Annotated in this window: 27 protein-coding genes; all 27 read right to left on the bottom strand. The window is 69.5% G+C overall.

The features are described from left to right. Window positions 1–171 precede the first annotated feature (171 nt). Window positions 172–372: a hypothetical protein gene (locus tag GA0070618_RS33805; protein WP_094978022.1), complete on the bottom strand. Its 201-nt coding sequence runs from the start codon at window positions 370–372 to the stop codon at window positions 172–174. Next, window positions 369–596, bottom strand: coding sequence for a hypothetical protein (locus GA0070618_RS33075; RefSeq protein ID WP_088985150.1), 228 nt, complete (start codon window positions 594–596; stop codon window positions 369–371). The genes GA0070618_RS33805 and GA0070618_RS33075 overlap by 4 nt, the downstream gene beginning before the upstream one ends. A 169-nt stretch (window positions 597–765) precedes the next feature. Beyond that, on the bottom strand, window positions 766–1,503 hold the full coding sequence (locus GA0070618_RS33070; RefSeq protein WP_088985149.1) for a recombination directionality factor: 738 nt from the start codon (window positions 1,501–1,503) through the stop codon (window positions 766–768). 85 nt (window positions 1,504–1,588) lie between these two features. Then, complete coding sequence (locus GA0070618_RS33065) at window positions 1,589–1,960, bottom strand: hypothetical protein (RefSeq protein WP_088985148.1); 372 nt, start codon at window positions 1,958–1,960, stop codon at window positions 1,589–1,591. After that, window positions 1,957–2,673 (bottom strand): hypothetical protein, encoded by a 717-nt coding sequence (locus GA0070618_RS33060; protein WP_197701705.1) that lies wholly within the window; start codon window positions 2,671–2,673, stop codon window positions 1,957–1,959. The genes GA0070618_RS33065 and GA0070618_RS33060 overlap by 4 nt, the downstream gene beginning before the upstream one ends. 321 nt (window positions 2,674–2,994) lie before the next feature. Then, entirely contained in the window at window positions 2,995–3,597 is a 603-nt protein-coding gene (locus tag GA0070618_RS33055) for a hypothetical protein (protein WP_088985146.1), read from the bottom strand. 203 nt (window positions 3,598–3,800) lie between these two features. Next, entirely contained in the window at window positions 3,801–4,430 is a 630-nt protein-coding gene (locus GA0070618_RS33050; RefSeq protein WP_088985145.1) for a deoxynucleotide monophosphate kinase family protein, read from the bottom strand. Beyond that, entirely contained in the window at window positions 4,427–4,795 is a 369-nt protein-coding gene (locus GA0070618_RS33045; RefSeq protein WP_143740494.1) for a hypothetical protein, read from the bottom strand. Before GA0070618_RS33045 ends, GA0070618_RS33050 begins: the two co-directional genes overlap by 4 nt. A gap of 32 nt (window positions 4,796–4,827) precedes the next feature. Then, window positions 4,828–5,310 (bottom strand): hypothetical protein, encoded by a 483-nt coding sequence (locus GA0070618_RS33040; RefSeq protein ID WP_143740496.1) that lies wholly within the window; start codon window positions 5,308–5,310, stop codon window positions 4,828–4,830. Between the two features lie 335 nt (window positions 5,311–5,645). Beyond that, complete coding sequence (locus GA0070618_RS33035; protein WP_143740498.1) at window positions 5,646–5,960, bottom strand: hypothetical protein; 315 nt, start codon at window positions 5,958–5,960, stop codon at window positions 5,646–5,648. Between the two features lie 49 nt (window positions 5,961–6,009). Beyond that, complete coding sequence (locus tag GA0070618_RS33030; RefSeq protein ID WP_088985141.1) at window positions 6,010–6,330, bottom strand: hypothetical protein; 321 nt, start codon at window positions 6,328–6,330, stop codon at window positions 6,010–6,012. A gap of 14 nt (window positions 6,331–6,344) precedes the next feature. After that, window positions 6,345–7,217 (bottom strand): peptidoglycan-binding domain-containing protein, encoded by an 873-nt coding sequence (locus GA0070618_RS33025; protein ID WP_088985140.1) that lies wholly within the window; start codon window positions 7,215–7,217, stop codon window positions 6,345–6,347. 63 nt (window positions 7,218–7,280) lie between these two features. Further along, window positions 7,281–8,417 (bottom strand): hypothetical protein, encoded by a 1,137-nt coding sequence (locus tag GA0070618_RS33020; protein ID WP_088985139.1) that lies wholly within the window; start codon window positions 8,415–8,417, stop codon window positions 7,281–7,283. Window positions 8,418–8,429: 12 nt separating this feature from the next. Then, entirely contained in the window at window positions 8,430–9,320 is an 891-nt protein-coding gene (locus GA0070618_RS33015) for a hypothetical protein (RefSeq protein ID WP_088985138.1), read from the bottom strand. Then, window positions 9,321–10,466: a Gp37-like protein gene (locus GA0070618_RS33010; RefSeq protein ID WP_088985137.1), complete on the bottom strand. Its 1,146-nt coding sequence runs from the start codon at window positions 10,464–10,466 to the stop codon at window positions 9,321–9,323. Next, window positions 10,463–11,410 carry a phage distal tail protein gene (locus GA0070618_RS33005; protein WP_088985136.1) on the bottom strand — a complete coding sequence of 316 codons (948 nt, stop codon included), beginning with the start codon at window positions 11,408–11,410 and terminating at the stop codon, window positions 10,463–10,465. Before GA0070618_RS33005 ends, GA0070618_RS33010 begins: the two co-directional genes overlap by 4 nt. Continuing rightward, window positions 11,411–13,627, bottom strand: a complete 2,217-nt coding sequence (locus GA0070618_RS33000) for a phage tail protein (RefSeq protein WP_088985135.1) — start codon at window positions 13,625–13,627, stop codon at window positions 11,411–11,413. Between the two features lie 340 nt (window positions 13,628–13,967). Next, window positions 13,968–14,234, bottom strand: coding sequence for a hypothetical protein (locus GA0070618_RS32990; protein ID WP_088985133.1), 267 nt, complete (start codon window positions 14,232–14,234; stop codon window positions 13,968–13,970). A 107-nt stretch (window positions 14,235–14,341) separates the two neighbouring features. Beyond that, entirely contained in the window at window positions 14,342–14,884 is a 543-nt protein-coding gene (locus GA0070618_RS32985) for a phage tail tube protein (protein ID WP_094978023.1), read from the bottom strand. A 13-nt stretch (window positions 14,885–14,897) separates the two neighbouring features. Further along, complete coding sequence (locus GA0070618_RS32980) at window positions 14,898–15,245, bottom strand: hypothetical protein (protein ID WP_143740500.1); 348 nt, start codon at window positions 15,243–15,245, stop codon at window positions 14,898–14,900. Between the two features lie 41 nt (window positions 15,246–15,286). Further along, complete coding sequence (locus tag GA0070618_RS32975) at window positions 15,287–15,574, bottom strand: hypothetical protein (RefSeq protein ID WP_094978024.1); 288 nt, start codon at window positions 15,572–15,574, stop codon at window positions 15,287–15,289. 2 nt (window positions 15,575–15,576) lie between these two features. After that, entirely contained in the window at window positions 15,577–15,846 is a 270-nt protein-coding gene (locus GA0070618_RS32970; RefSeq protein ID WP_088985129.1) for a hypothetical protein, read from the bottom strand. Further along, the gene (locus tag GA0070618_RS32965) at window positions 15,843–16,277 is read right to left on the bottom strand and encodes a hypothetical protein (protein WP_088985128.1); all 435 of its coding nucleotides are present in this window, start codon (window positions 16,275–16,277) and stop codon (window positions 15,843–15,845) included. Before GA0070618_RS32965 ends, GA0070618_RS32970 begins: the two co-directional genes overlap by 4 nt. 16 nt (window positions 16,278–16,293) lie before the next feature. Continuing rightward, the gene (locus GA0070618_RS32960; RefSeq protein ID WP_088985127.1) at window positions 16,294–17,211 is read right to left on the bottom strand and encodes a P22 phage major capsid protein family protein; all 918 of its coding nucleotides are present in this window, start codon (window positions 17,209–17,211) and stop codon (window positions 16,294–16,296) included. Between the two features lie 14 nt (window positions 17,212–17,225). Then, window positions 17,226–17,777 carry a hypothetical protein gene (locus GA0070618_RS32955; protein ID WP_088985126.1) on the bottom strand — a complete coding sequence of 184 codons (552 nt, stop codon included), beginning with the start codon at window positions 17,775–17,777 and terminating at the stop codon, window positions 17,226–17,228. Window positions 17,778–17,937: 160 nt separating this feature from the next. Further along, complete coding sequence (locus tag GA0070618_RS32950) at window positions 17,938–18,267, bottom strand: hypothetical protein (RefSeq protein WP_088985125.1); 330 nt, start codon at window positions 18,265–18,267, stop codon at window positions 17,938–17,940. Window positions 18,268–18,307: 40 nt separating this feature from the next. Then, window positions 18,308–21,196, bottom strand: coding sequence for a VG15 protein (locus GA0070618_RS32945; protein ID WP_088985124.1), 2,889 nt, complete (start codon window positions 21,194–21,196; stop codon window positions 18,308–18,310). Between the last annotated feature and the right edge of the window lie 4 nt (window positions 21,197–21,200).

Raw genomic sequence — 21,200 nt, 5'->3', positions numbered from 1 at the left:
ACGTCTCGACCCGGACGACAACGCCGCGCCGGGCGATGCGCGACCGCGACCGGGCCGCCGGCCCCCGGGTCGCGTAGGGGCCGGTCGACGCCACGCATCGGCCGTTCTCGTCGTAGGCGGCGGCCCGGAACATGGGCGAGTTAGGCGGTACCCAATCACGTTTGGTGCTGCTCATTCGGTCACCTCGGTCCAGGTTGGCTCGGTCCGGAAGAGGCGGGCCCCGTAGCCCCGCCCGCGCTGCGCCTCGGCGTAGCCCCGCGCTTCGGTCTCGCGGGTGTAGTTCCGACTCGCGGGCGTGGTCTGGTAACCGGACCGGCCCGACACGACAACCCGCCAGATGGCAGGCGGTAGATACGGCTCGCGGGCGCTCACTGGACGTCCTCCCCACGCAGGTACGCGGCGACCCGGCGCAGCTCGTCGGCCAGGCTCTCGGCGACCGCCGGGTCAGTGATGGACAGTGCGCCGGACGCGGTCCGGGGGTGGAAGTACAGAGACGCCGCGCGGATCTGAACGCCGGGCCGGAATCCGAGGCGGGTCGAGACCTCGCCGTCGTTGACGGTCCCGGTCAGCGCGCGGTCGGTGTGTCGGATGCTCACGTTTCCCTCCCAGAAACGAAGAGGGCCCCGAGGCCGGGGGAGACTTAGTGCACCCCGGCCCCGAGGCCATTCGACTAGCTCAGTTGTCGGTCAGCTCCACTCGAAGTCCTCGAAGTCGACAGTCACGCGGCCTCCCCTCTTGCAGTAAGCGTTTAGCGTACGGGGTCGGTCAGTAGGGCGGTTCGTCGTCCTCGGCGACCGGGGCGGCCCCGATGACGTCGATGACGTCGATGACGGGCTTCGTGAAGGACCGCTTCGCGCCGGTCGCCTTCACCTCGTACTCCACGACCTCGAGACCCAGCCAGGCGAGCGCCGGGCCGTCGATCTCGGTCAGCGCCTTCTCGGTGGTCACGATGTCGCGCACGAGCGACCACGACCCGCTGTTGAACTTGAAGCGGCCGAGGTCCGGCGCGTCCGCCAGGGCGAAGTACGTCGTGATCGAGGGGGCACAGCCCCGACCCGACTTCGCGGCGTCCTTCCGGTCCTGGTAGCCCGCCGGGCACTCGCACGGCGAGCCCTTCGCCTTGTCGTCGGCGTCGACCCCGATCTGTTCCACGCCGTCGCACCGCCGGATGGCGGTGTTCCGGCCCCAGAGGACCATCTCCTGACGGATCGCCTTCGGACCGTCGAGGATGATCTTCACGCGTGGGGCGGACGTGAAGACTTCGAGGTTGTCCTCACCCTTCGTCTCCCACGCCTGCGGCTTCGAGTCGCGCTCGGACCCGAACAGGTCCACGATCGCGGCGGCGACGGCCGGGTCCCCGGTCGTCACCCGCCACTTTTCGAGACTCATCGGGCGGTCGTTGACCTGGTAGCCCGAGCGGAAGCGGCCGACCAGGTCCTTCGCGAAGGACTGGCGGGGCTTCGGCTCCGACTCCGGGTCGGTCTCCCAGATTCGCAGGCCCACGTACGGGCCTCCTTCCATGATGGGCGCGGGGATCAGCCGCACCGGGGGTGTCAAAGCCCCTATGCGCCAGGAGGGGGTAAGGTGTTCAGCCCTTGTCGAGCGGCAGGCCCGGGGGCCGGCTGATCGAGACCGGGACCTTCGACGTCGTCGGCGCGTGGCCGAGGACCGACGCGATCCGCTCGGACCGCCGAGCGCCCATGTGCGGCAGGATCGCCCGCATGACCGCCTCGGCCGCCGGGCCCTGCACTTCGGCGTGCCACATGGGCTTGTGCGGGGCCGGCTTCAGGGACAGCCGGACCGAGCAGCCGAACAGGGTCGCGGCGCGGCCGACGACGTCCCGGTCCGTCATGGCGAGACGCACCCGGGGGTAGCGGGCCCGCTGAAGGTCGAAGGCCCCTTCGCCTTCGAGGAGGCCCGCCAGCCAGATCACGTCTTCGCGGTCGTCCAGCGCGGTCACGCGGCGGCCCGCCGGGGTGCGGCGGTGCGCCGAGCCGGCATCGACCCGGGCCGCTTGTTGATCGGGGCCCCGACGACGGTCTCCTTCATCGCCCGGTCCCAATCGAAGACCTTCCGCAGCGTCGTGAAGACGTCGAAGACAGCCTCGTCGGTCCGCACCGGGTAGAAGCCCCAGCCCTCGGGCCGGACGTGAAGGACCCCGCCAGCGGTAGACGAGGGCTGCGGGACGCGGGACCCGTCCGGGCGGATGATGTAGTCGGCGTGCCGGTACGCGGCGAGCTGAAGCGCGACCTCGGGGTGAACGCCGCTGCGGGTCGTCTTCCAGTCCAGGAAGACCCGCTCGCCGTCGATCACGGCGTACGCGTCGAACGACCCCGCGTAGTCCCAGGTCTCCGACCAGACGGTCTCTTCGAGGAAGACGAACTCAGGCGCGAACTCCTTCAGGAACTCCTCGAAGTGGTCGACGTACACCCGGTAGTCCGGGTGCAGCCGGCCGACCGGCTGGCCCTTCGCGATCTTCTCGAACGCATCGTGCACAGCGGTACCGGTCTCGGCCGCGCGGGCGGTGTCCCGGCGTGGCGCACCCTTCAGGAAGTCGATCACGCCCTGGCGGTCGCCGTTCAGCCGCAGGCCGACCAGCTCGCCGAGGTTGTCGGTCGCGTACTCGGCGACGACCTTCGCGGCCCAATGCTGAAGGAACGGCTTCGGCAACATACCGAGAATGGACGTCACGCCGGGGGCTTTCTCGCCGGTCTCCGGATTGACGTAAAACCGGGACCCTCCCCGGCTAATGGTATTGATTTTGGGCGTAGTCACGCGTGGGCCTCCTATGCCTGCGAAAGCGGACATAGGCCCTATGCGCCAGGGAGGGGCTACCTGTTCATGCGTTTAAACGCAAACGCCCGCCGGGCTCGGGGGCCGGGCGGGCGTGGTGACGAAGTGACCGTAGTTTCGTCACTTCTCTATTGATGTTGTAGAGGAGGAGGAGAGAGCTAGAAGAAGAAATACGGAAGTGACGAAACGTCGGTCACTTCGTCACGCCTCCTCGGCGGCGGCGGCCAGCCACCCCGCGTGATCCTTCAGCCGCGCCAGGACCGCTCGCGCCTGCTCGCGCTCGCGCCCGCTCAGCGCGGCGACCTCGGCCGTCGACACCTTCGACAGCACGACGTGCGCGGCAGCCAGGGCCCGCAGGGCGTCGGGGTTTCCGCTGCTCGCGGACTCGCGAGCAGTCGCGACTACGGCCGAGCGCACCCGCCGGTAGTCCTTCATCCTGTCGGTAGCGTGCTCGGGCTTTAACCCCAGGTCTTCTACCACCTCGGGCGACAGGCGGTCGCGGACAAGGTTGCCCACGTGGAAACGGATCGCAGTCTGTACCGTTTTGGCGTCGTCGCGGTCGTATCCCGTTTTGACGTACAGCGAGCGTATAAACTCCCGGTACTCCCGGCTGCGTCCCGACCAATCGGGCTCGGGCTTCCCGTCTTTTCCAACGTCGAAATGCTCTCGTAGGGCAAACGTAGCCTCGGCCGCTTCGCGGTAGAGCTGAGTTTTCCTCTCGCGGCTCACTTCGCCTCGGCGTAAAGCGCGTAGCGCTCTCACGAGCGCAGCGGCCAGCTCGTCGCGGGTAGCTGTCGCCATCATGCCCTCATCCTGTCGTCGGTGGGGAAACCCTCCGACAGCCTAGTGAACGCTCAACGCTTCGCGCTGTCGCGTCTCTCTTAAGTTCTTGTTAAGGGGGCGGGGCCGATCGTCCTGACCCCCGAACGACGAAAGGCCCCTGCCGGCGATCAGCGTATGCCGACCGTCGACAGGGGCCTAGGGTGTGCAGGTTAGGGTGACCTTCGTTACAGGGCTGCTCTCAGCGTGTCAACCTTGTTTAGCAGAGCGTGAAGGTCGTCGTCGTTCATCAGGGTGTGGTCGACCGGCCAGTCCTTCAGCGCGACCTCGCTCACGTGCTGGTCGGACTCGTCCTGACCAGGGCGAACGACCCTGACCAGCACCCCGCCAGCGGTCCGGATCGCCTCGGCCTCGTTCGGGAAGCGCACGTCCGTGATGGCGACCGGGCCAGTCCGGTGCTCGACCTCGTCCATCACGACCCGGACCCAGAAATCGGGCTGAAGGTGTCGGACCCCGACGCCGAGCTGTTGCAGCGTCCGGCGCACCTCGCGGTGCGCCTTCGCCCCCTCCCAGCCGACCGCCGCGACCACGTCCGCCAGGCGGACCGATCCGCCGACCGTGTCCACAGGGGTCACGATCGGATTCGCGATCAGCGCGCACTCCCGCAGGGCGTCGGCGAAGGCGTAGCGCCGGAAGCCGTAGCGCTCGACCAGGTGCGCGGCGACAGTGTCCTTTCCGGCGCGGGCCCGGCCGAGGAGACCGACCAGCGGAGGCGGGGCGGTGATGAAGTGCGACTCACCGAAGGTGGCGGCGTCGAGCAGGGCCCGCCGGAGGTCGCGGGTTGCAGTGGTGGTCACGCGGTCTCCTTCTGCGGGTGAGGGGCGGCGTCGGCGGGGCGGGTGCAGTAGCGGCACCTCGCGGTGACCTCAGCCACGCGGGCGGCGAACTCCTCGGGGGTCTCGGGCTGCCCGTAGCGAGGGCCGGACGCCCAGCACTTGCCGGGCCGCGTCGGCGCGTCGCTCGCCTCGAAGTCGTGCGTGTACTGCGTCACGAACTCGCTCGGGGTCGCGACCATCGGGTTCACGCCCAGGTAGCCCGCGATGGCGCGAAGGGCGTTGACCTCCTCGGTGTCGAGGAAGCCCGAGCCGAAGTCCAGCGAGTGACACAGGGCGTCGAAAAGGATGCGGAGATGTTCGGTCTTCACGACCGTCTCGTCCGCCATCACGTACACCTCGCAGCCGTCCATGGGGCCCCTCACAGCCGGCCCCCGTCGAACGGCTTCCCGCCAGACTGAAGGACCGGCTTCGCGCGACCGGCGAGGTACTGCGCCGTCATCCATTCGTCCGTCTTCGCCGGGCGGTCGGCGTCGGTCGGCCAGGACTCGCGGCCCCGGACGTACGTGTACGTAGCCGGCTCAGCCCCCCGCCGGGGGAACTCCACGACGACCACGTCCCCGGGCCGCCACGTCGGCGCGAGGCGCGTCAGGGCGTGGGCGCTGACGACGAAGTCGGGCTTCCCGGACTCGGGGCGGACCTGAAACAGGTCGGTGCGGTAGTAGTGATCGATGATCTGCACCACGCCCCCGCCGAGGTCGTCACGCAGCCGAGCGCGCTCGCCCATCCGGAACGGCGGGGGCTGGTCTGCGGGCGTGACGCGTTCCGCCGGGACAATCGGCCGGCGGGTCACCGGGTCACGGTCCCACGGTGAGCTGTAGACGTCTCGATAGCTGGGTGCCACTCGGGGCCTCCTCGTCGCTGGGATTGGACGGAATCCCTATGCGCCAGGGGCCGGCGGGGTGTTCATGATCAAGACCGCGGTGGTTAGCGCTCGCCAGATCGGGCGTCTCGCCCACGGCCCCGGGCGACCGCAGGGCGACTGTCGGGCGAGCCCCGACCGGCCACGCCCGACGGTCCCGCCCACCCGCCCGGCGGGCTCGGGCGACCCCGGGCGACCGCCCGCCACGACCCGGGCGACGCCCCGGCGACCCCGGGCGTCCCGCCCCGGAAACGCCAAAACGCCCCGCCCAACCGGACAGTGCCGGCGGGCGGGGCGTGGGCGGTACGGGGCGGGCGTCAGGCGGCGTGCCGGGGGGTGTGCTCGTCCGCCTCGGGCGAGTAAGACCCCGCCCCGGCCCCGCCGTCGGCCGCGTGACCTGCGGCTTCGGCCGGAACCAGCGGCGACCCGTTGGCGTCCTGCGGGTCGGCGGCGGGCGTGGTGTGGCGAAGCGACCAGTACGCCACGGCGAGCGGGGCGGCGACAAGGGCGAAGTCGGCGACAGCCGCCCGGACGTCGGGCGGGACCTCGATCCCGAACCGGGCGAGGATGACGTACACGAGGGCGAGCCCTGACGTGATCAGGGCGCGGTTCATGAGGGGCTGACGGTTCACGGGCGGTCCTTTCGGGCGGGGCGGGCGAGGACGGGCGGACGCCCGGCGGTCAGTTGATCAGCTTGTCGAGCACGCCCACCGCGCCGATGATCAGCGCGCCCAGCGTGCCCACGCCCGCCCACATGGCGCGGGGCGTGACGACCGGGCGGGACTCGACCGCGCGAAGGCGGGCGTCAGTCTCGGGCGGGGTCGGCGGGCGGGACTCCTGCGCCCGAAGGCGAAGCTCGACGTCGTCCAGGCGGCGGGCGTGCTCGCCGAGCTGCGCGCCGTGCTGGGCGGTGACGACGTCGACCTTCCCTTCCAGCCGGGCGAGGATGATCAGCATCGACGCGGTCCCGTCGGACGGCATCCCGTCGGGCGAGGCGGTCACGTGAACAGACACGGTCACCCCGCCAGACGGGCGGACAGCTCGCCCAGGACGTCCGCCAGCGTGAGGCCGCCGGGCGGGCCCGGATCACCCTTCGGGCCCTGCGGTCCGGCGGGCCCCTCGGGGCCCTGCGGCCCTGCCGGGCCCTGCGCCCCCTGGCCGTACCGGCGGCTCCACAGAACGTCGAGGTAGATCGCCTCGGCCGCGCCGAAGCGCTTCCCGTCGGTCGCCCGTCCGTTGTGGGCCCGCACTGCGGCGGCCAGCGCCGACGCGGTCTTCGCCCCGTAGCTACCGTCCACAGTGCCGACGTCGAAGCCCAGGTTGTGCAGGCGGTATTGCAGGTACTTGACGTGCTCGCCCTTATCGCCGAATGCGCAGAACAATGCAGCCTCCAAACGGCCGACGGTCGCGACGTACCGGCGGAAGAGCGGCGTCAGGTCACGGCCCGCCCTGATCGCGTCGCGGAAGAATGAAATGTGCGTGTGGGTCAGATGCGAGCGGTCGCCCGAGCTGCGGCGCTTCAGGCGGTCCCACCGCTTGACGGTCTTCCCATCCGGCGAGTAAATGACCTCGCGAATGTCGAGAGTGTCCGGCGCACCCTTCGCGCATTCGCCGACCAGCCACAGCGAGAATGTCCGCAGATTGTGAGCGCCGTAGGAGAACATGCCGATATCCACGGCGGCGGCGTCGCGGGTCAGGCCGGCGCGGTCACGGGGCGACTCGACCACGCTGTAATCGTTGCGGACCGTCCGATCGGACCCGCAGTGGTAACCGCCGTCGTGGTCCTCGTCGCCGACGATTCCGACGGACAGCGGGCTAAGCCCGTAGGGCTCGAAGGCGTTGAGAAGAAGGGTCCGGACGGCCTTCAGGTTGTTCGGTGCCGAACTCACGCGGGCTCCTTTCGGGCACGCGAAAGGGACGCCCCAGAAATGGAGCGTCCCTTTCAGGCGGGGTCAGGTGGTGAACGTGAGATCGTCCAATGAAATATCGAACGGGGGTCCGGTGTTCGCCCGGCGGCATACGATCGCGCCCGTGGACATGATTTCGATAGCCGTCGCCGCGCCGTTACTCACGGGGACGACCAGCATCCGATCGTGGGACGGGGCGAAACCCGCCGGAAGGGTCGCCATCACGTCGCCGGAAACCGTCGAAGAACTCGCGCGCAGCCGGCCGCGTAGCCTTACCGTGTCGTTCGCGTCCCACCGCGCGCCGAGGGTTTCGCCGCTCGGCGACTGCGTGTACCGGCCGAGGCCGTTCGGGTCGATCGCGGCGAGCGCGGTCCACGGATGAAGGCTCAGAAGTTGCCGGCCATCCTTATCGAAACCGCCCACCTGCGTCCGTGTGGTGCCGTTCGATTCCCGGCGCTCGACCAAAATCGGGTAACCGGTGCCGTTGTACGCGCCGATAGCCACAACGAGGTTTTCGTACAACGCGCCGGGCTTCTGCTCGTACCGGGGGTACCCACGCTCATTCCACCACCACAGCAGATATTCGACGCCGTTATGCGTGACGTACCACTGCGCGGTATCGGCCGAGCTGGTCGCCGGCTGCGACGTCAAGCGGTGAACCCATAGCGGCTCGGACAGCGGACCATGAGGGGCCGGCTTCCCGACCAGCCACCGCGCGTCGCCCCGGGCGTCGGTGGCGTACTGCGGGTGGGGGTCTGCCTTCTGTTCGTGCCCGCTGACCGACGACGACGCGGCCAGCTCGGCGGCGTACGCGGCGGCTGCGACAGCGGCGGTCTGAGCTGCGGCGGCCCGCTCAAGCGCGTCCGTGATCATGTCCGGCGTGTCGACGGTGATGGACATGACCCGGGATGCGGCAGGGTTCCCAGCCTCGCCCAGCCATACCGCCGGAAGCGGGGCCTTATAGGGCGGAATCTGTCCCGCCTCGAAACCGTCAGTACCGTCCGACGCGACAATTTTCGGGAGCGGGACACCGTCCGCGTCGGTCAGGTCGGTGATCTGCTCGCCCCCGGTGCGGGCATTCCAGACGTCCAGCTCGGCACCCGCGCCCAGCAAGAGCGCGTCCCCCTCGCCCGCCGCGATGACGTAGGCGGCGAGGTCGCCGCCGTGCGTGTAAACAGACACGTGATGGATTCCTTACGCCACGGGCCAGAAAAGAGGACCAATAACAATGTTGCTGCCCGCCTCGATTCGCTCCGACGGGCGAATGGTGATGCCGCCGGATGCTTGAACCGTTCCCGTTGCCAGTGCCGGCGCGGGGGAAAGAGCGATGAAATCGAAAGCGACCTCCGGGCGGTACCCTGCCGGAATGGTGCCGACGGTGTACGTCGTGCGGGCAGCGAGATCGCCGCCGGGGCGGTTGATCGTCAGCCCCAGATGCGCGAAACCGTTACGGCGATAAAGGGTGTTTCGCGCCGATGTGAACATGCCCGACAGTGGGAGGGTCGTGCTGCCTGAGTCGTCCAGGATGACCGCCCAGGTAGCGCCGGTGCTCTCGTAGGTACGCCCCGTGTCAACCTCACGGATTCGCCGACCCGGTGCGTGCGGCGGGCGGGTATCCGCCTTGCAGAGAATCTGACCGTCGTCGCCGAGATACCAGCAACGCCGACGCAACGCCCCGAAGGCCCCATTCGCCACGTCATATTCGGCCAGCGGCAATTCGTACACATCGGCCGGGCCGGTGCCGGTGGCCGGGGCCGGAGCCCCCGCGCCGGGCGAGCCGGTACGAATTGCGGTCCCGAGGGCGTACCCGGTGTTCCGGTCCAACCGCAGGACTACCAGATCGGAACGCGCCGCGCCGGAAAGGCTAACGGTGTGGGTCGTGTCGACAGGCCCGGACGACCACGGGAAACCCCGAAGAATGCCGTTGGACCCTGCCTTGATAACCACCTGCGAGCCGGACAAGGCGACCGGCGACGGGTCGTTCGGGTGCCCGATCAGGCCGTCCGCACACTGCGGCGCGGCGAGCCTTTCATATTGCGCCTCGGTCAGGGCACCGGTCGCACTCAGCGGCGATTCCTGCGCCATTTAGATAGCCTCCAAACGCCCGAGCCGACGGGTGAGGTCGCGCAGCAAGCGGACCCATGCCGGGTCAGTGCTCGCGCTTTGCGTACCGATTAGGGGAGTGACGACCTCGCCGGTCTGCGGCGTGGCTTTCAGCGTCACGGCGCGGACGACGTCGGCCAGCTCGACGCCGTTGGTCAGCTCGACCGAGACCAGGTCGCCGAGGTCGTAGTGGGTGCCGTACCGCTGCGTCGGGGTGTCGATGGCGTCCGCCGTGAGCTGGGCGGCCTCAGCGCCTTCCGCGAGGGCTTCGTAGCCGGCGGCGTCGATCTCTTCGCCGTCCGACGTGTCCCGCCGGTCGACCACGGCGACCATCCGGCCCCAGGTCGCGGCGGCGTCGGCGACCAGCTCGGCGAAGACGCGGTCCTCGGCCTCACCCTGCGCCCCGACGATTGCGACCGTGCACGTCGGTGCGGCCGGCTCGTACCGGTACGCCTGTAGGTTTCCCAGGCCCCGAGAGAACCGGACCTGACCGGTTAGGTCGCGGGGCTGGTAGACGCGGAAGACGATCGACCCGGACGCGGTCTGCTCAGTGCGGAAGCCGAGGCCCCCGCCCGCCAGTGCGACCGACCGAAGTGCGTCGCCTAGGTGGTCAAGCCGGAAACCCATCGTGACCGGAGCGCCGATTCCGATCGGGTTCGCGACGAGGAGGCCGGGGATACGCCGGGGCAGGAGCGCCAGCGTGCCGACGTTCTCCCTTACGAGCGTGCGGAGCACCGTTTCGGCGTTGGTCGCGGTGAACGTGCGCCGGGCGGCGGTCTGCGCCGTGATCGGGTTTGCGGGGTCCGGGTAGACCACCTCGGCCGCGATGCTCGCCAGGTCGGATGCGAAGGCGAGGGTCGTCGTGCCGGCCCCACTGTCCCCGCCCGTGGCCGACCAGGACAGCGCGCCCGGGGTCTCGATCGGGCCGCCCGTGAAGAAGGCCCCGTCGCGGATCACGACCAGGCGGTTACCGGGGGCGAGCTGGTCGATGGACAGGCCGTCAGTCGGGATCGTGGCGGTCCCGGAATCGGGTTCGTTGAACCTGAGCGTCACGTCGATCTCGGTCCATCGCGTGATCGGCTGGCCGACGACGTTCAGGTCCCGGTCGGTGATTAACAGGGTGATCATGCGGTCTCGAATCGCGGCCAGTAGGCCAGCTCGATCGACGCCCCAGCGGCGGCGTCCGGGACTACGAAGTTGATGTCGTTCAGGCCCGGATCGAGGCCCCAGAGAACCGACCCGGGCCAGGCGAGCGCCCCGGCCAGGGGTTGCCCGGCGGGCCCCACCACCGCAGACACCTCGGTCGTGATCCGGATGGACTGCCCAGCGGCGAGCGGGTAGGTCAGCTCGAACGCCTCGCCGGTCGTCTCGTTCTCGGCGACCAGGCCGGCGGCAGGGCCGGTCACGGTCCACTCGGGCCAGGTCTCGACTTCGCCGGGGTTCGTTGCCGTGGTCGCGCCGAAGACGCGGCCTGAAGACAGCGACGGGAACGGGTTCAGGTATGGCCGGGTGGTCCCGAAGACGTACCGGAGGGTGAGCGGGTCGACAGCTCGCCAGTACGGGTCTTCGCAGAAGAGCGAGATCGCGGCGACGTCGTCCGTGTACCCCCGCCCCGGGGCCCCCTCGAACCCACCGGCGAAGTGCACGAGGATTTCTCGCTGCGTGCCGTCCGGGCGGGACACCCGCAGCCGGCCCGGCCCGAGCCTGCGCGTAAGCGCGAAGGCACGAGCCAGGGCCCGCCAGCGGGCGAGGAATTCCAGGTGGGACGCGCCCCAGACGAGCAGGGGCCACGTGATGACCCGGGCCGTCGGGTAGACGTGCCGGATGCGATCGCCCCCACGCGGGTGCGGGTCAGTGACCAGCTCGACCGGGGCCGGACCGAGCCCGGTTACCTCGTCGGTGGTCGCCCAACCCAGCTCGGGCGAGGAGAGCGGCCATACCGAACCGTCCGGAGCGATGTACGTAGCCGCCGGGCGGCGCATGTCCAGCTCAGGCCAGGGGGTCCGCGAGATCGGCGGAACGTCCGGCGTGCTGGGCGGCGTGATTCGCGCCGGGCGAATAACGATAGGCATTTAGCGCGCTCTCCCTGCTCGGGCAAGAATCGCTTGCCGGGCCTGCAACGCCTGCAATTGAGCGAGCGTCGCCCGCGAGTCGTGAAGGTGGTAATGAGTCGCCTCGGCGGCGGTCGGCAGGCCGGCAGAACGCGCGGTGAAGGTGCCGACGTTCACGCTCGCAGCGTCGGGGATCTTCGTCAGTGCGGACACGGCCTTAGTGACCGCGCCGGAACCCTGACGAATACCAAGCGCCATGCCTTCCGAGACGTGCCGGCCGAGCGCCATAAAAACGCGGGACGGGGAGTGAATCCCGAGGGCGGCCTTTACGTAGCTCGGCAGGTTGTCGGTAATGGTCGACTTGATCGCCGAAATGATCCGCCCCGCGCCGGCACGGATACCGGCTACGAAACCGCCGATGACGTCGCTCGCGATTGAGCGGAACCGGCCGACCAGATCGCGCAGCGGCGCGAGCATCCGCGTCCCCATATCGCGGACGGCGCTGACCACGCGGCCGACGCCAGACCGGACGGCGGACAGGGCCCGCGACATCATCGACGTGAAGTAGGAGACGACCCGCGAGACCAGGCCGGACACGTAGCTCGTGACGCTCGACCGCAGCGCGGCGACCCGGCCGACGAGGGAAGTCACCCACGACGCTGCCGCATTCTTGATCTTGGAGAAGGCGGTCGTGAACCAAACGCCCAGCCTGCCGAGGAGTCCCTTCGCCATGCTGCCGAGCCGGCCGATGATTAGCACTTGGAACGCGCCGCAGATCGCCGACCAAATTCCCGACGCGATCGTCTTCACGCCCTCCCACATTTTCGACCAGTCGCCCGTGAAGATGCCTGCGAAGAGCGTGAACAGACCGCGCACGATCCGGATCGCGCCGGTGACGATCTTCACCATTCCGCTGAAGAATGAGCCGATCATGCCGAGCACGACCTTCCCGAGGCCGAGCTTCGTCCAGAGGAAAGCGAAGCCATCCGCGATTCCGCGCACGATGGGCGTCAGGTCGGTAATGACTGACCGGATCGTCTCGCCCCACTCGCTGAATAGCGGGCCGAGCTTCTTTCCTAGGTCAGTGAAAAAGGGCTGAAGCTGCGACTTCCAGACCCCGGAAAGGCGGGTCCCGATCTCGCGGAATGTCTCGCCGAGATTCGCGAGCGGTTCCCGCAGAGTGGCGAAGTAGCCCTTCAGGCGGGCGAGGATGCCGTCCCCGGACTTCGCTGAGTTGAAGAAGCCGACGACGGCGTCCCGGATACGAGAGAACACCGGGGCGACCAGCGCACCCAGATCGCGACCGACGTCGACAATCTGGAAGAACTTCTTCGTCAGGCTTGCCAGGTGCCCCGCCAGGGCAGGCAGACCGCCCGAGAGCGCCCGAGAGAAGCCGGACATGAACCGGGCCGCCTCGGGGCCGGCGGCCGACAAGTTGGTGAAGAAGCCAGAGATTCCCTTGCCGATCGCCCCGAAGTCGAGCGCGCCGAGGACGGGGCCGGCGGCCTTCATCGCGGCGAGCAGGCCCGGCATGGCGTTCTCGGCCATCGTGGCGAGGCTCGGCGCGAGCTTGTCGATCAGCGGCGCGGCGAGCTGGCCGAGCTTCCGCAAGCTCGGGGCCATCCGTTCGAGAGCGTCACCGAAGGTGTCGGCGGCCCGGATGAGGGGCGCGCGGAAGGGCTGCGAGAAGCCCGCGAAGACCTTCTTCGCGCGGGACCCGAACGTCTCCCACGCTTTCGACACGGCGGGGTGCTTCACCGCGAGGGCGATACCGGCGGCCAGGACGCCGCCCCCGACTGCGGCCAGGACACCCGTCGTCACGGCGGCCCCAACGGCGGCCGACAAGGCGGCGGACAGGCCGGCGGCGGCGACGAGGATCGGGCCCGCCGTGAACGCCGACCGGAAGACGGTCGCCATGCCGCCGGTCAGCGTCTCGCCGAAACCCTTTAGGAAGTCCGCAGCGGTCTTCTTGCTGCCCTCGCGGGTGCTCTTCGAGGCGGCGCGGACGGCAGCCTTGCCGAACGCCCGCCCGCCTGCGGCCCCTGCGGCGGCGAGCGGGGCTCGCATGGTCCGCCCGGCGGCCTTTCCGGCGGCGGGCCCCATGGCCGCGCCCAGGGTTTCGCCGCCTTCCTTGCCAGCGGCGGTGAGCGGCTTTTTCAGCTCGCGTCGGGTGTTCTTTCCGAAGTCCTTCGCGGACGGGATTAGCTGGATGGTCGCCCAGCCGACGCGGGTACTCACGGCTTACTCCTTTGGGCGGCCAGGCGTTCGCGCTGCGCGAGTAGGGCCGCGATGACGCCGGACTTCGCCGGCTGCACAGGGGCCGGGCGCAGGGGGTGAGGCTCGCCCGTCAACGCGCCGTAGAGATCGGCGAGGAGGGCTACGACGGGGTCAGCGCCGTACGTGACGCCGTGGTCGATCGCCCACACGGCGGACCCGGGCGGTAGGTAATCGACGTAGACGCTCAGCTCGCGCCAGGACAGCTCGCCGCGCCACAGGTCCGAGAGCCGGACGCCGTAGTACCGACGGAGATCGGCTTCCAGCGCCCGGGGGTGGTCGCGGACAAGGCGGACGAGCTGCGTCAGTTTGGGACGTCGGTGGCCTTCTGGATCTTGTCGAACAGGGCGTTGAGATCGCCGAGCGTGCGCTTCGTGCCCTTGGGCTTGAACTTCTCGAACTGCTCGGGGCCGAGGATCAGGCGAACGCAGGTGACGATGTGGTCACGCTCGTATGCCTCCATCGCGTCCATGTCCCATTCCGAGGTCGGCGGGACGGAGTAGGTAACGCCGTCGTGCTCGAAGGTCTGGGACTGGCCGGTGGCCTCGGCCTTCGCGGCGGTGCTGGGCATGGGGGCTCCTTCGGGAGTCGGCGCGGACGGCGCGGAAAGGGGGCCCCGGAGTCGTCCGCGCGGCGACTCCGGGGCCCGGTGTGCGTGAAGCGTTTAGCGTGAGCAGGTCAGACGATCTCGCCGGACAACTCGGTGTAGAGCGTGGCGTCGCTCTCGGGGTAGAGCGTGACCAGGAAGGTCACGGCGGTCAGCTCGGTCTCGGCTTCCTTTACCTCGCCGTCGACGTCGGCGGTCGCCCGCTTGACCGTCCTGCGCTTGACCTTGTTGCCGTCGCGCAGCTCGAAGCCGATCGCGAAGTCCCGGTCCTGCGGGACCTTGATGGTTGCTGTGGTCAGGCCGGCGGTCGTAGTCCGGGTGCTACCGGGGTTCGCCAGCTCGAACGTCACGTCGTTGTCTTCGAGGGCGACAAACTTGACCGTGCGCTTGTGCTTCGACCGGGTCTTCCGGACGAGGATGCCGCCCCACGCGTAGGACTCGGACTCGTCCATGTCACGCTCCCAGACGAAGCCCTCTTCGCCGTCGAGCAGGCCCGCCACGCCCCAATCCGGCCCCCACGGGGTCGTGAGGTCCGTCGGGCCCGCCGTGCCCGGGGGCGCGATGAACACGTCTGCGCCGGCCCACTGACCGGCCTTACTCGGGTCGCCCGCCATGCGGTGACTCTCCTTACGGTGAGCGCGGCCGGAGTCGCGCTGAAACAGTGAAAGACGTGAGGGGCTGACCCGTGTCGGGGTCCTCCGTCGGAAGCGGCCCAGTCAGCGGGCCGAACCCGCGCACCTCGGAACCGCCCTCGTAGCCGAGGAGGGTCGCGTGAAGGTCGTCGGCCAGGTCGTAGCCGGCGGCGTCGCTCTCGCCCCAGACGGCGACGCGAACGGTCGCGACCAGCGTCGTCGGCTGGCGGACGAAGGCCCCGTCACTGGCGACCATCGCATAGGGCAGGGCCGGGACGTCATCCTCGGCGAAGTCGTCCAGGCGCTTCGTACCGAAGGCGACCGCCGGGAACAGGGCCCGCACGACCGCCAGGGTCGCGGCGCGCGGGTCGGGGTGGCGGACCTTCACTCGTCGCCCCGATCGGTCACTTCGAGACCGGCTGCGGCGGCGGCCTGCGTGAGCGCGCCGTACTTCGCCTGAACGGCCAGCCCGCCCGCGTGAGCGATCGTCACCGCGCCGGCCTCACGGTCGGTCTGGTAGCGGTCGGCGTCGACCGGCATCCTGTGACGGACGACGGATTGATGCGACGCGACCTGAGCGCGGACGGCCTCGGTCGCCCCGTCGATTAGGGCACCTACGCCTTCGGACTTCAGGATCGCGCGGACGCCGTCATAGTCGATTTTGACCTTCACGGTCACCTCCTCCGCAGCCTGACCGCGACGCGGGTCAGCACAGTCCGCGAGGGCGACCGCAGCCGCGCCGGGTCGCCTTCGACGTCGTACGTGTCCGCCCCAATGACCAGCCGGTCGCCGCGCTGGACGTCGGCGTCGGGTGGGGCGAAGACCGTCTCGCCGGTCAGGAAGCCGGGCCAGGTGCCGGCGGGGGCGTGAGGCCCCGACCCGGGGTTGCCGTACTCGTCGGCGGTGGTCTGCCGCAGGACGGTCACGGTGTCGGGGTACCTCACGCGGTCACCGCCGGGAACGGGTCGGGGGTCGGCGGGCACTCGTAGGCCGAGGGCGTCCGAACCGTGTAAACAGAGGCCGCGGTTTTACCTGCGGCCCTGCGTACGGTCGCGACCTCGGCGGCGGTCAACTCGTCGCCGGCCTGCCCACGCGCGTACTGGTAGCCGTACTCGCCGATGTTCTCGCCCTGGTAGCCGTCGGGGTTCCGGTACTGGCGCAGCGCGACGTCCCGGGCGACCTTCAACACCACGGCCGGGGCCGTGATCGTGACCCCGTCATCGGCGACCCAATCCAGCCCTTCGGCCCGGACGAGGGCGGACGCATCTTCGAGCGCCACCCCCGCCCGGACGAGGTCCGAACCGGTGAGCGTGCCGGGGTCGAGTCCCATCCGCCGTTCGAGCGCGGCGACCGGGACGAGCGGGGGCAGGCTCACGGGGCTACTCCTTCGGTCAGGCCGGGTCGGTCGAGGTCAGCACCCGCAGCGCCGGCACGACCAGGGAGGTCGTCCCGTCCGAGGCGAGGCGCTTCACTCGCATCGACTGGCAGCCCGCGTAGGTCTGGAAGACGCTCCGGTCCTTCAGGACGGTCGAGTCGTAGTCCTTGACCCAGGTCATCGCGAAGCCGTTCTCGGACTGCGAAGCCTTGAACGCCGCGCCGTCCGGCGGGAACGGGGCCCGGATCGCCAGGGTGAACGCGTCCCGGCCGTAGAAAATGATCTCGTCGTCGGCCAACCTGTTGTTTTCGACGGTCATGAAACCGCGCACGCGGCCGACGTTCGCGTTGCGAAGCGCCTCGGTGCTGCCCGACTGCGAGGCGTCGGTGATCGCGTTCGCGTCGAGAAGCTCGGCGTAGACCTCGGTGCCTACTGCCGCCCAGAGGCCCTCGGCCGGCAGACCCAGGTCCCGCAGCATCTTCCGGGCCCGCGTGAAGGTCAGGTGCGGCTTCGCCGGGTCGTAGGCGAGCGTCAGCGTCTCCGGAAGCGCCTGCATGGTCTCCGTGACCAGGTTTTCCAGGTCCTCAACAATGCCCCGGACCTGCGGGACCGTCACCTGACGGGTGAAGTCGGTGATGTCCATCCGCATCTGAAGGTCCGACACGTCGACGGCGCTGTAGACGTGCTCGGTCATCTCGACCGGGATGGTCGACTCGGTGATGGTGTCGACGGTGATCGCAGTGCCGTCCTGCGTCATCTTCCGACGCCGGGCCTTCAGGGTGTTCGGCGTCCGGACGTTGACCACAGTGCCCCGGCCACCACCGAAGCTGTCCTCGTAGTCGCGGTTGACGGTCGCGGCCATCTTCAGGTCGTCCCTGACCAACGCGATTGCGGTCGAGAGAACCTGCTCGGGAATGACGAAATCGTGCGGCATTACCTCTCCAGGGGTCAGAAGCCCCGGGCCGCCTTAGCGGTGGCTACGGGGTCGAAAGCGGTGGGGGCGTCGTTCGGCGCGGTGCCGGGCGTGAGCTGCGGCTTCGGCTTGCCGGGAAGCGGGTCCGCCGAGGCAGTCGGCAGGCCGGCGGCGAAGTCGGCGGCGACCTTCGCGGCGCTCGCGGCGATCTCCTCGGCGGTCGCGCCGGTCACGTAGGACGCCAGGTGAGCCGGGACCTTCGCCTCGGCAATCGCGGCCTTCTTCGCGGCCTCGATCGCGTCGGTCCGGGTCTTCGCCAGCTCGGCAGTGATCGCGTCGAGCTGCGCCTTCATCGCGGCGACGTCGGCGGGCTCGCCTGTCTGGCGCTTCGCCTTCTCGGCGGCCAGCTCGGCACGAAGGTTCGCGATAAGGCGGGTACCGCGTGCCTCGTCGTAGGGACCGTCGAGGTTGACGGGCGCGGACGGGGCGGGCGGAGTGCCCGGGTCGGCACCACCCGACGGGGCCGGATCAGCCGGCGGGGTGCCGGTCGGGGCCGGGTCGGCAGGCGGGGTCACGGGCTCGGGCATGGGTCGACCTCCTGGGTCGGGTAGGGGCGCGGGACCTGCCCGCGTGAAGGGGTGTTGCGGCCCCTGAGTAGCCCGCTAAGCGTTTAGCGTGGATAGGTCAGGGGAAGACGAAGGCCCCCGGGCGCTGGGCGCTCAGGGGCCTTCTCAGAGGGCGGGGCGGTCAGTCGCCGCGCAGCCCGTCCAGGGGTGCCGTGACGGGGGCGTCGTGGGTCGTGAAGTCCAGGACTTCCGCCCACGCTTCAACCAAGGGCCTGCCCTCGGCTGCGGCGTCACGCAAGATGTCGTAGACCAGGACGCGAACGATGTCGGCATCCTCGGTCAGGCCGGGGCGCGGGAGCCAGCCGACGCCGTCCCAGCCCTTGCGGGTCAGGTACCCAACGACCTCGCGGCCGAGGCGAACCGTGACGATCTCACCCGGACCGGTGTAGTCGTGCGCCGGGTAGCGGGGTGGGGCGAAGACCAGGTCTGCCGGTTGCTCGCGCCAGGGCATCGGCCCTCCCTTCATCGATCCTTCAGCGTATCAGCGCAGGTCACGCATACGGGTTGAGCGGCGGCTTCACCGCCCGAGGCATCGGGGTTAGTCCGGCGTAGGAAGCCGGGTCGGCGTCCATCGGCAGGACTTCCAGCTCGACCACCCATGTGCCCGATGGGTCCTGATAGATGTCGTGAACGTAGGACCGCGTCGACCGCTGCAACAGGACTTCGTACTCGTGAGGAAATCGGGAGATCGGTCGAACCCACGTAGCCCCGTGCCCGGCAGGTACCCGGATCACGAGCTGCACCGGCTGAAAGCTGAACGCTGAACGGTGACCTACGGACACCGACCCATAGCCGTGCTGCACCTGCACCGTGCCGATAAGCTCGCGGGGGTCCGGGGGCGGGAGGCTCCCCGTCCGCGTCCCATCGGGAAACGCGAACTCCATCCAGGTCGTACCCCGGTGGACGACCACCGCTTCCGGGGTCGGCGCGAAAGCCCCGTCGGCGTCAGTCGTTAACTTCGCCCATGTGCCTGGCGGCGGGGTGTGCGGGTCCGCGTGTGTGCGGAGCGCCCCATTCCAGTCCTCATAAGAGCTTCCGGAGTAAGTCGTGATCGCTTCCGCGTGCTCCCCTCGGGGCACCGTAAGGGACCGGGTCGCCCACGCGTCGCCCTCGTCAAACGAGCTGTGCTTGACCGCGTCGGCGTCCATGCCGGCCAGCCCGCCCGAGCCGTTCACCTCGCGCCACTCGGCGAGGTACCGCTTGTAGCGAGTCAGCCGGTTTTTGTACGACCGGAGGGCCTTCAGGTAGTCGCCGTCCTGGTCGGCCTTCTGCTGTGCCTCGGCGACGTCACCCCAGAGGTCGGCGGCCTCCTGATAAAGGTCCCAATCGACGTAGTGACCGTCCTTCAGCGCTTCCAGCGCGGGAAGGTTCTCGCCGTCGATGACCGCCTGGACGTGATGCCAGTTCAGCGAGTCTTCGAGCTTCTTGCCGGGGGCGAACGCCTCGTAGCGGGCCTTGACCTTCGCCAGCCAGCCATCGAAATAGCGGGCCCGGTCGACCTGCGGCGGCTTCGGCTTGTCGGGGGGCGCGGGGGCAGGCTTGCCCTTCCACTTCTTCACGAGGGCGGCCTTCGCGGCGGCGGCCTTCGCCTCGGCCTCGACCTTCGTCCGCTCGGCCTTCGCGCGGGCGTAGAGCTGGGCGAAATCGCCGGCGAGGCGGTTCTTCCGGGCGACCAGCGCGTCCAGGAAGACGCTCACGTCGTTGGGCTTCAGGCCGGCGGCCAGCGGTTCGAGCGCGTCGGGCTTCCAGTGGTTGCCGGTCAGCAGCCACCCGCGCCGGGCGGCGGCCTCGGCGTAGGGGCGGAACAGGTCGCGCAGGTCGTCGTCTGGCATGTCCATAACGGACCGGATGAAGACGGACAGCTCGCCTTGCGCCGGGTCCTGAAGCGCGACGTCCTTCCCTTCGGCGAACGCGCGATAGATCGTGGTGTAGATCGGCTCGTGTTCGTTCGCGTGGAAGGTCCAGTCGAGCCGGTCGCGGCCGAAGAACTTCAACGCCTGGCCCTTGTCGATGCCGGCGAGCTGGCCGTCCGCGTCCCGGACGAAGTTCGCCTTGTGGGCGTCGTGGTTGGCGAAGAGCCAGTCGATGACGTGCTCTTTCTGAAGTGCCAGGGCGTCGGCGTCTGACAGCGCCGTCGGGTCGATCCGCTGGGAGTCGGGGCCCGGGAACGCGTCGCCCCCGGGAAGCATCCGTTGAAGCGAGCCGAGCCGGCCGTCCAGCTCGAAGGCGTACGTGTCAGCGGCGGGGCGGCCGACCCGCTTCGCCAGCTTCGCGGTAGCGACGTCGATGGCGTTCATGACGTCGGCCTGCGGCTTGAATATCCATCGCTCGCCGGTCGACGTGTCTTCCCAGATCGTCGCGCCGTGCGAGCCCCCGGCCGTACCGACGTGCTTCAGGTTCTCGCGCTTCGGCTTCGGGCGGGACATGCCCTCGGCGGCGGCCTGGGCGATGCGCTCGGCTTCGGCGGCGGCCTCTGCGGCAGCCTTCGCGGCCTTCTCGGCTTCCCGGGCGGCCTTCGCCTCGAAGACGGTCCGGTTCTTCTCCGCTTCCAGCCGGAAGGCGTCGAGGTGGGCGTCCGCGATCATCTGCGAGGGGTTCGAGCCCTCCGGATACCGCTCGCGGTAGAGGGCCCGGAACATCTGCGACGCGGTCTTCGGTTCGTCGGTGCCCTGCGAAGCCTTCGCCCGCTTCGTGGCGTCTTTCCAGAGCTTTTCGAGCTGCGGGCCGAGGCCCGGGATCGGGTCGCTACGCGTGTAAACGGGGACGACGAAGCAACCGCAGTTGTCGTGGTAACGGTCGCCGTCGTCGGTCAAGCCGGCGGTCGTCGCGCTCTCGTAGACCGCGCCACGACTCGCCAGCATCGCGCAGAAATCGCAGGGGCGGCCATCGCTCACGCGGGCCCACCCGATCGCCTTCGCGTCGCGGTAGGCGGTGCCCTTGATCGTGCCCCGGCCACCGTTCGCTGTGTGCCGGTACGCAGCCCCGGCGGCCTTCACCTCGGCGGCGGCCAGGGCTTGCGGGACGCTGGCACCCATCGTGAAAGCCTTCTTCACGGCGACCGGGCCGGTCACGAGAAGAGATGTCGCGAGCTGGCCGGCGGGAAGCTGCGGAGCCCACGCGATTTCGGGCATAGCGCCGGTCACGCCGGACGCCTTCCGATGCGCCAGGTAGAACGCGCCGCCCTGCTCGGCGGCCTTCACGCGGGCGTCGGCGATGATCTTCCCGGCCGCTGCGGCGTACGCGGGGAAGGACTTCGTCAGGTTCGCAGGGTTGAGCAGGGTCTTCACCGCCAGGGCAACCCCGGCCGCAGCCTCGGTCGCCACCTTCGCCTGTGTTACGCGGTAGCTCTCGGCAAGGTTGTGCGTCGTCAGGGCGGCCACGGGG

Source organism: Micromonospora echinospora, assembly GCF_900091495.1.
In the GTDB taxonomy this organism is placed as follows: Bacteria; Actinomycetota; Actinomycetes; order Mycobacteriales; family Micromonosporaceae; genus Micromonospora; species Micromonospora echinospora.
The sequence above is the reverse complement of the archived record's forward strand: the minus strand, read 5'-3'. Positions and strand labels throughout refer to the sequence as shown.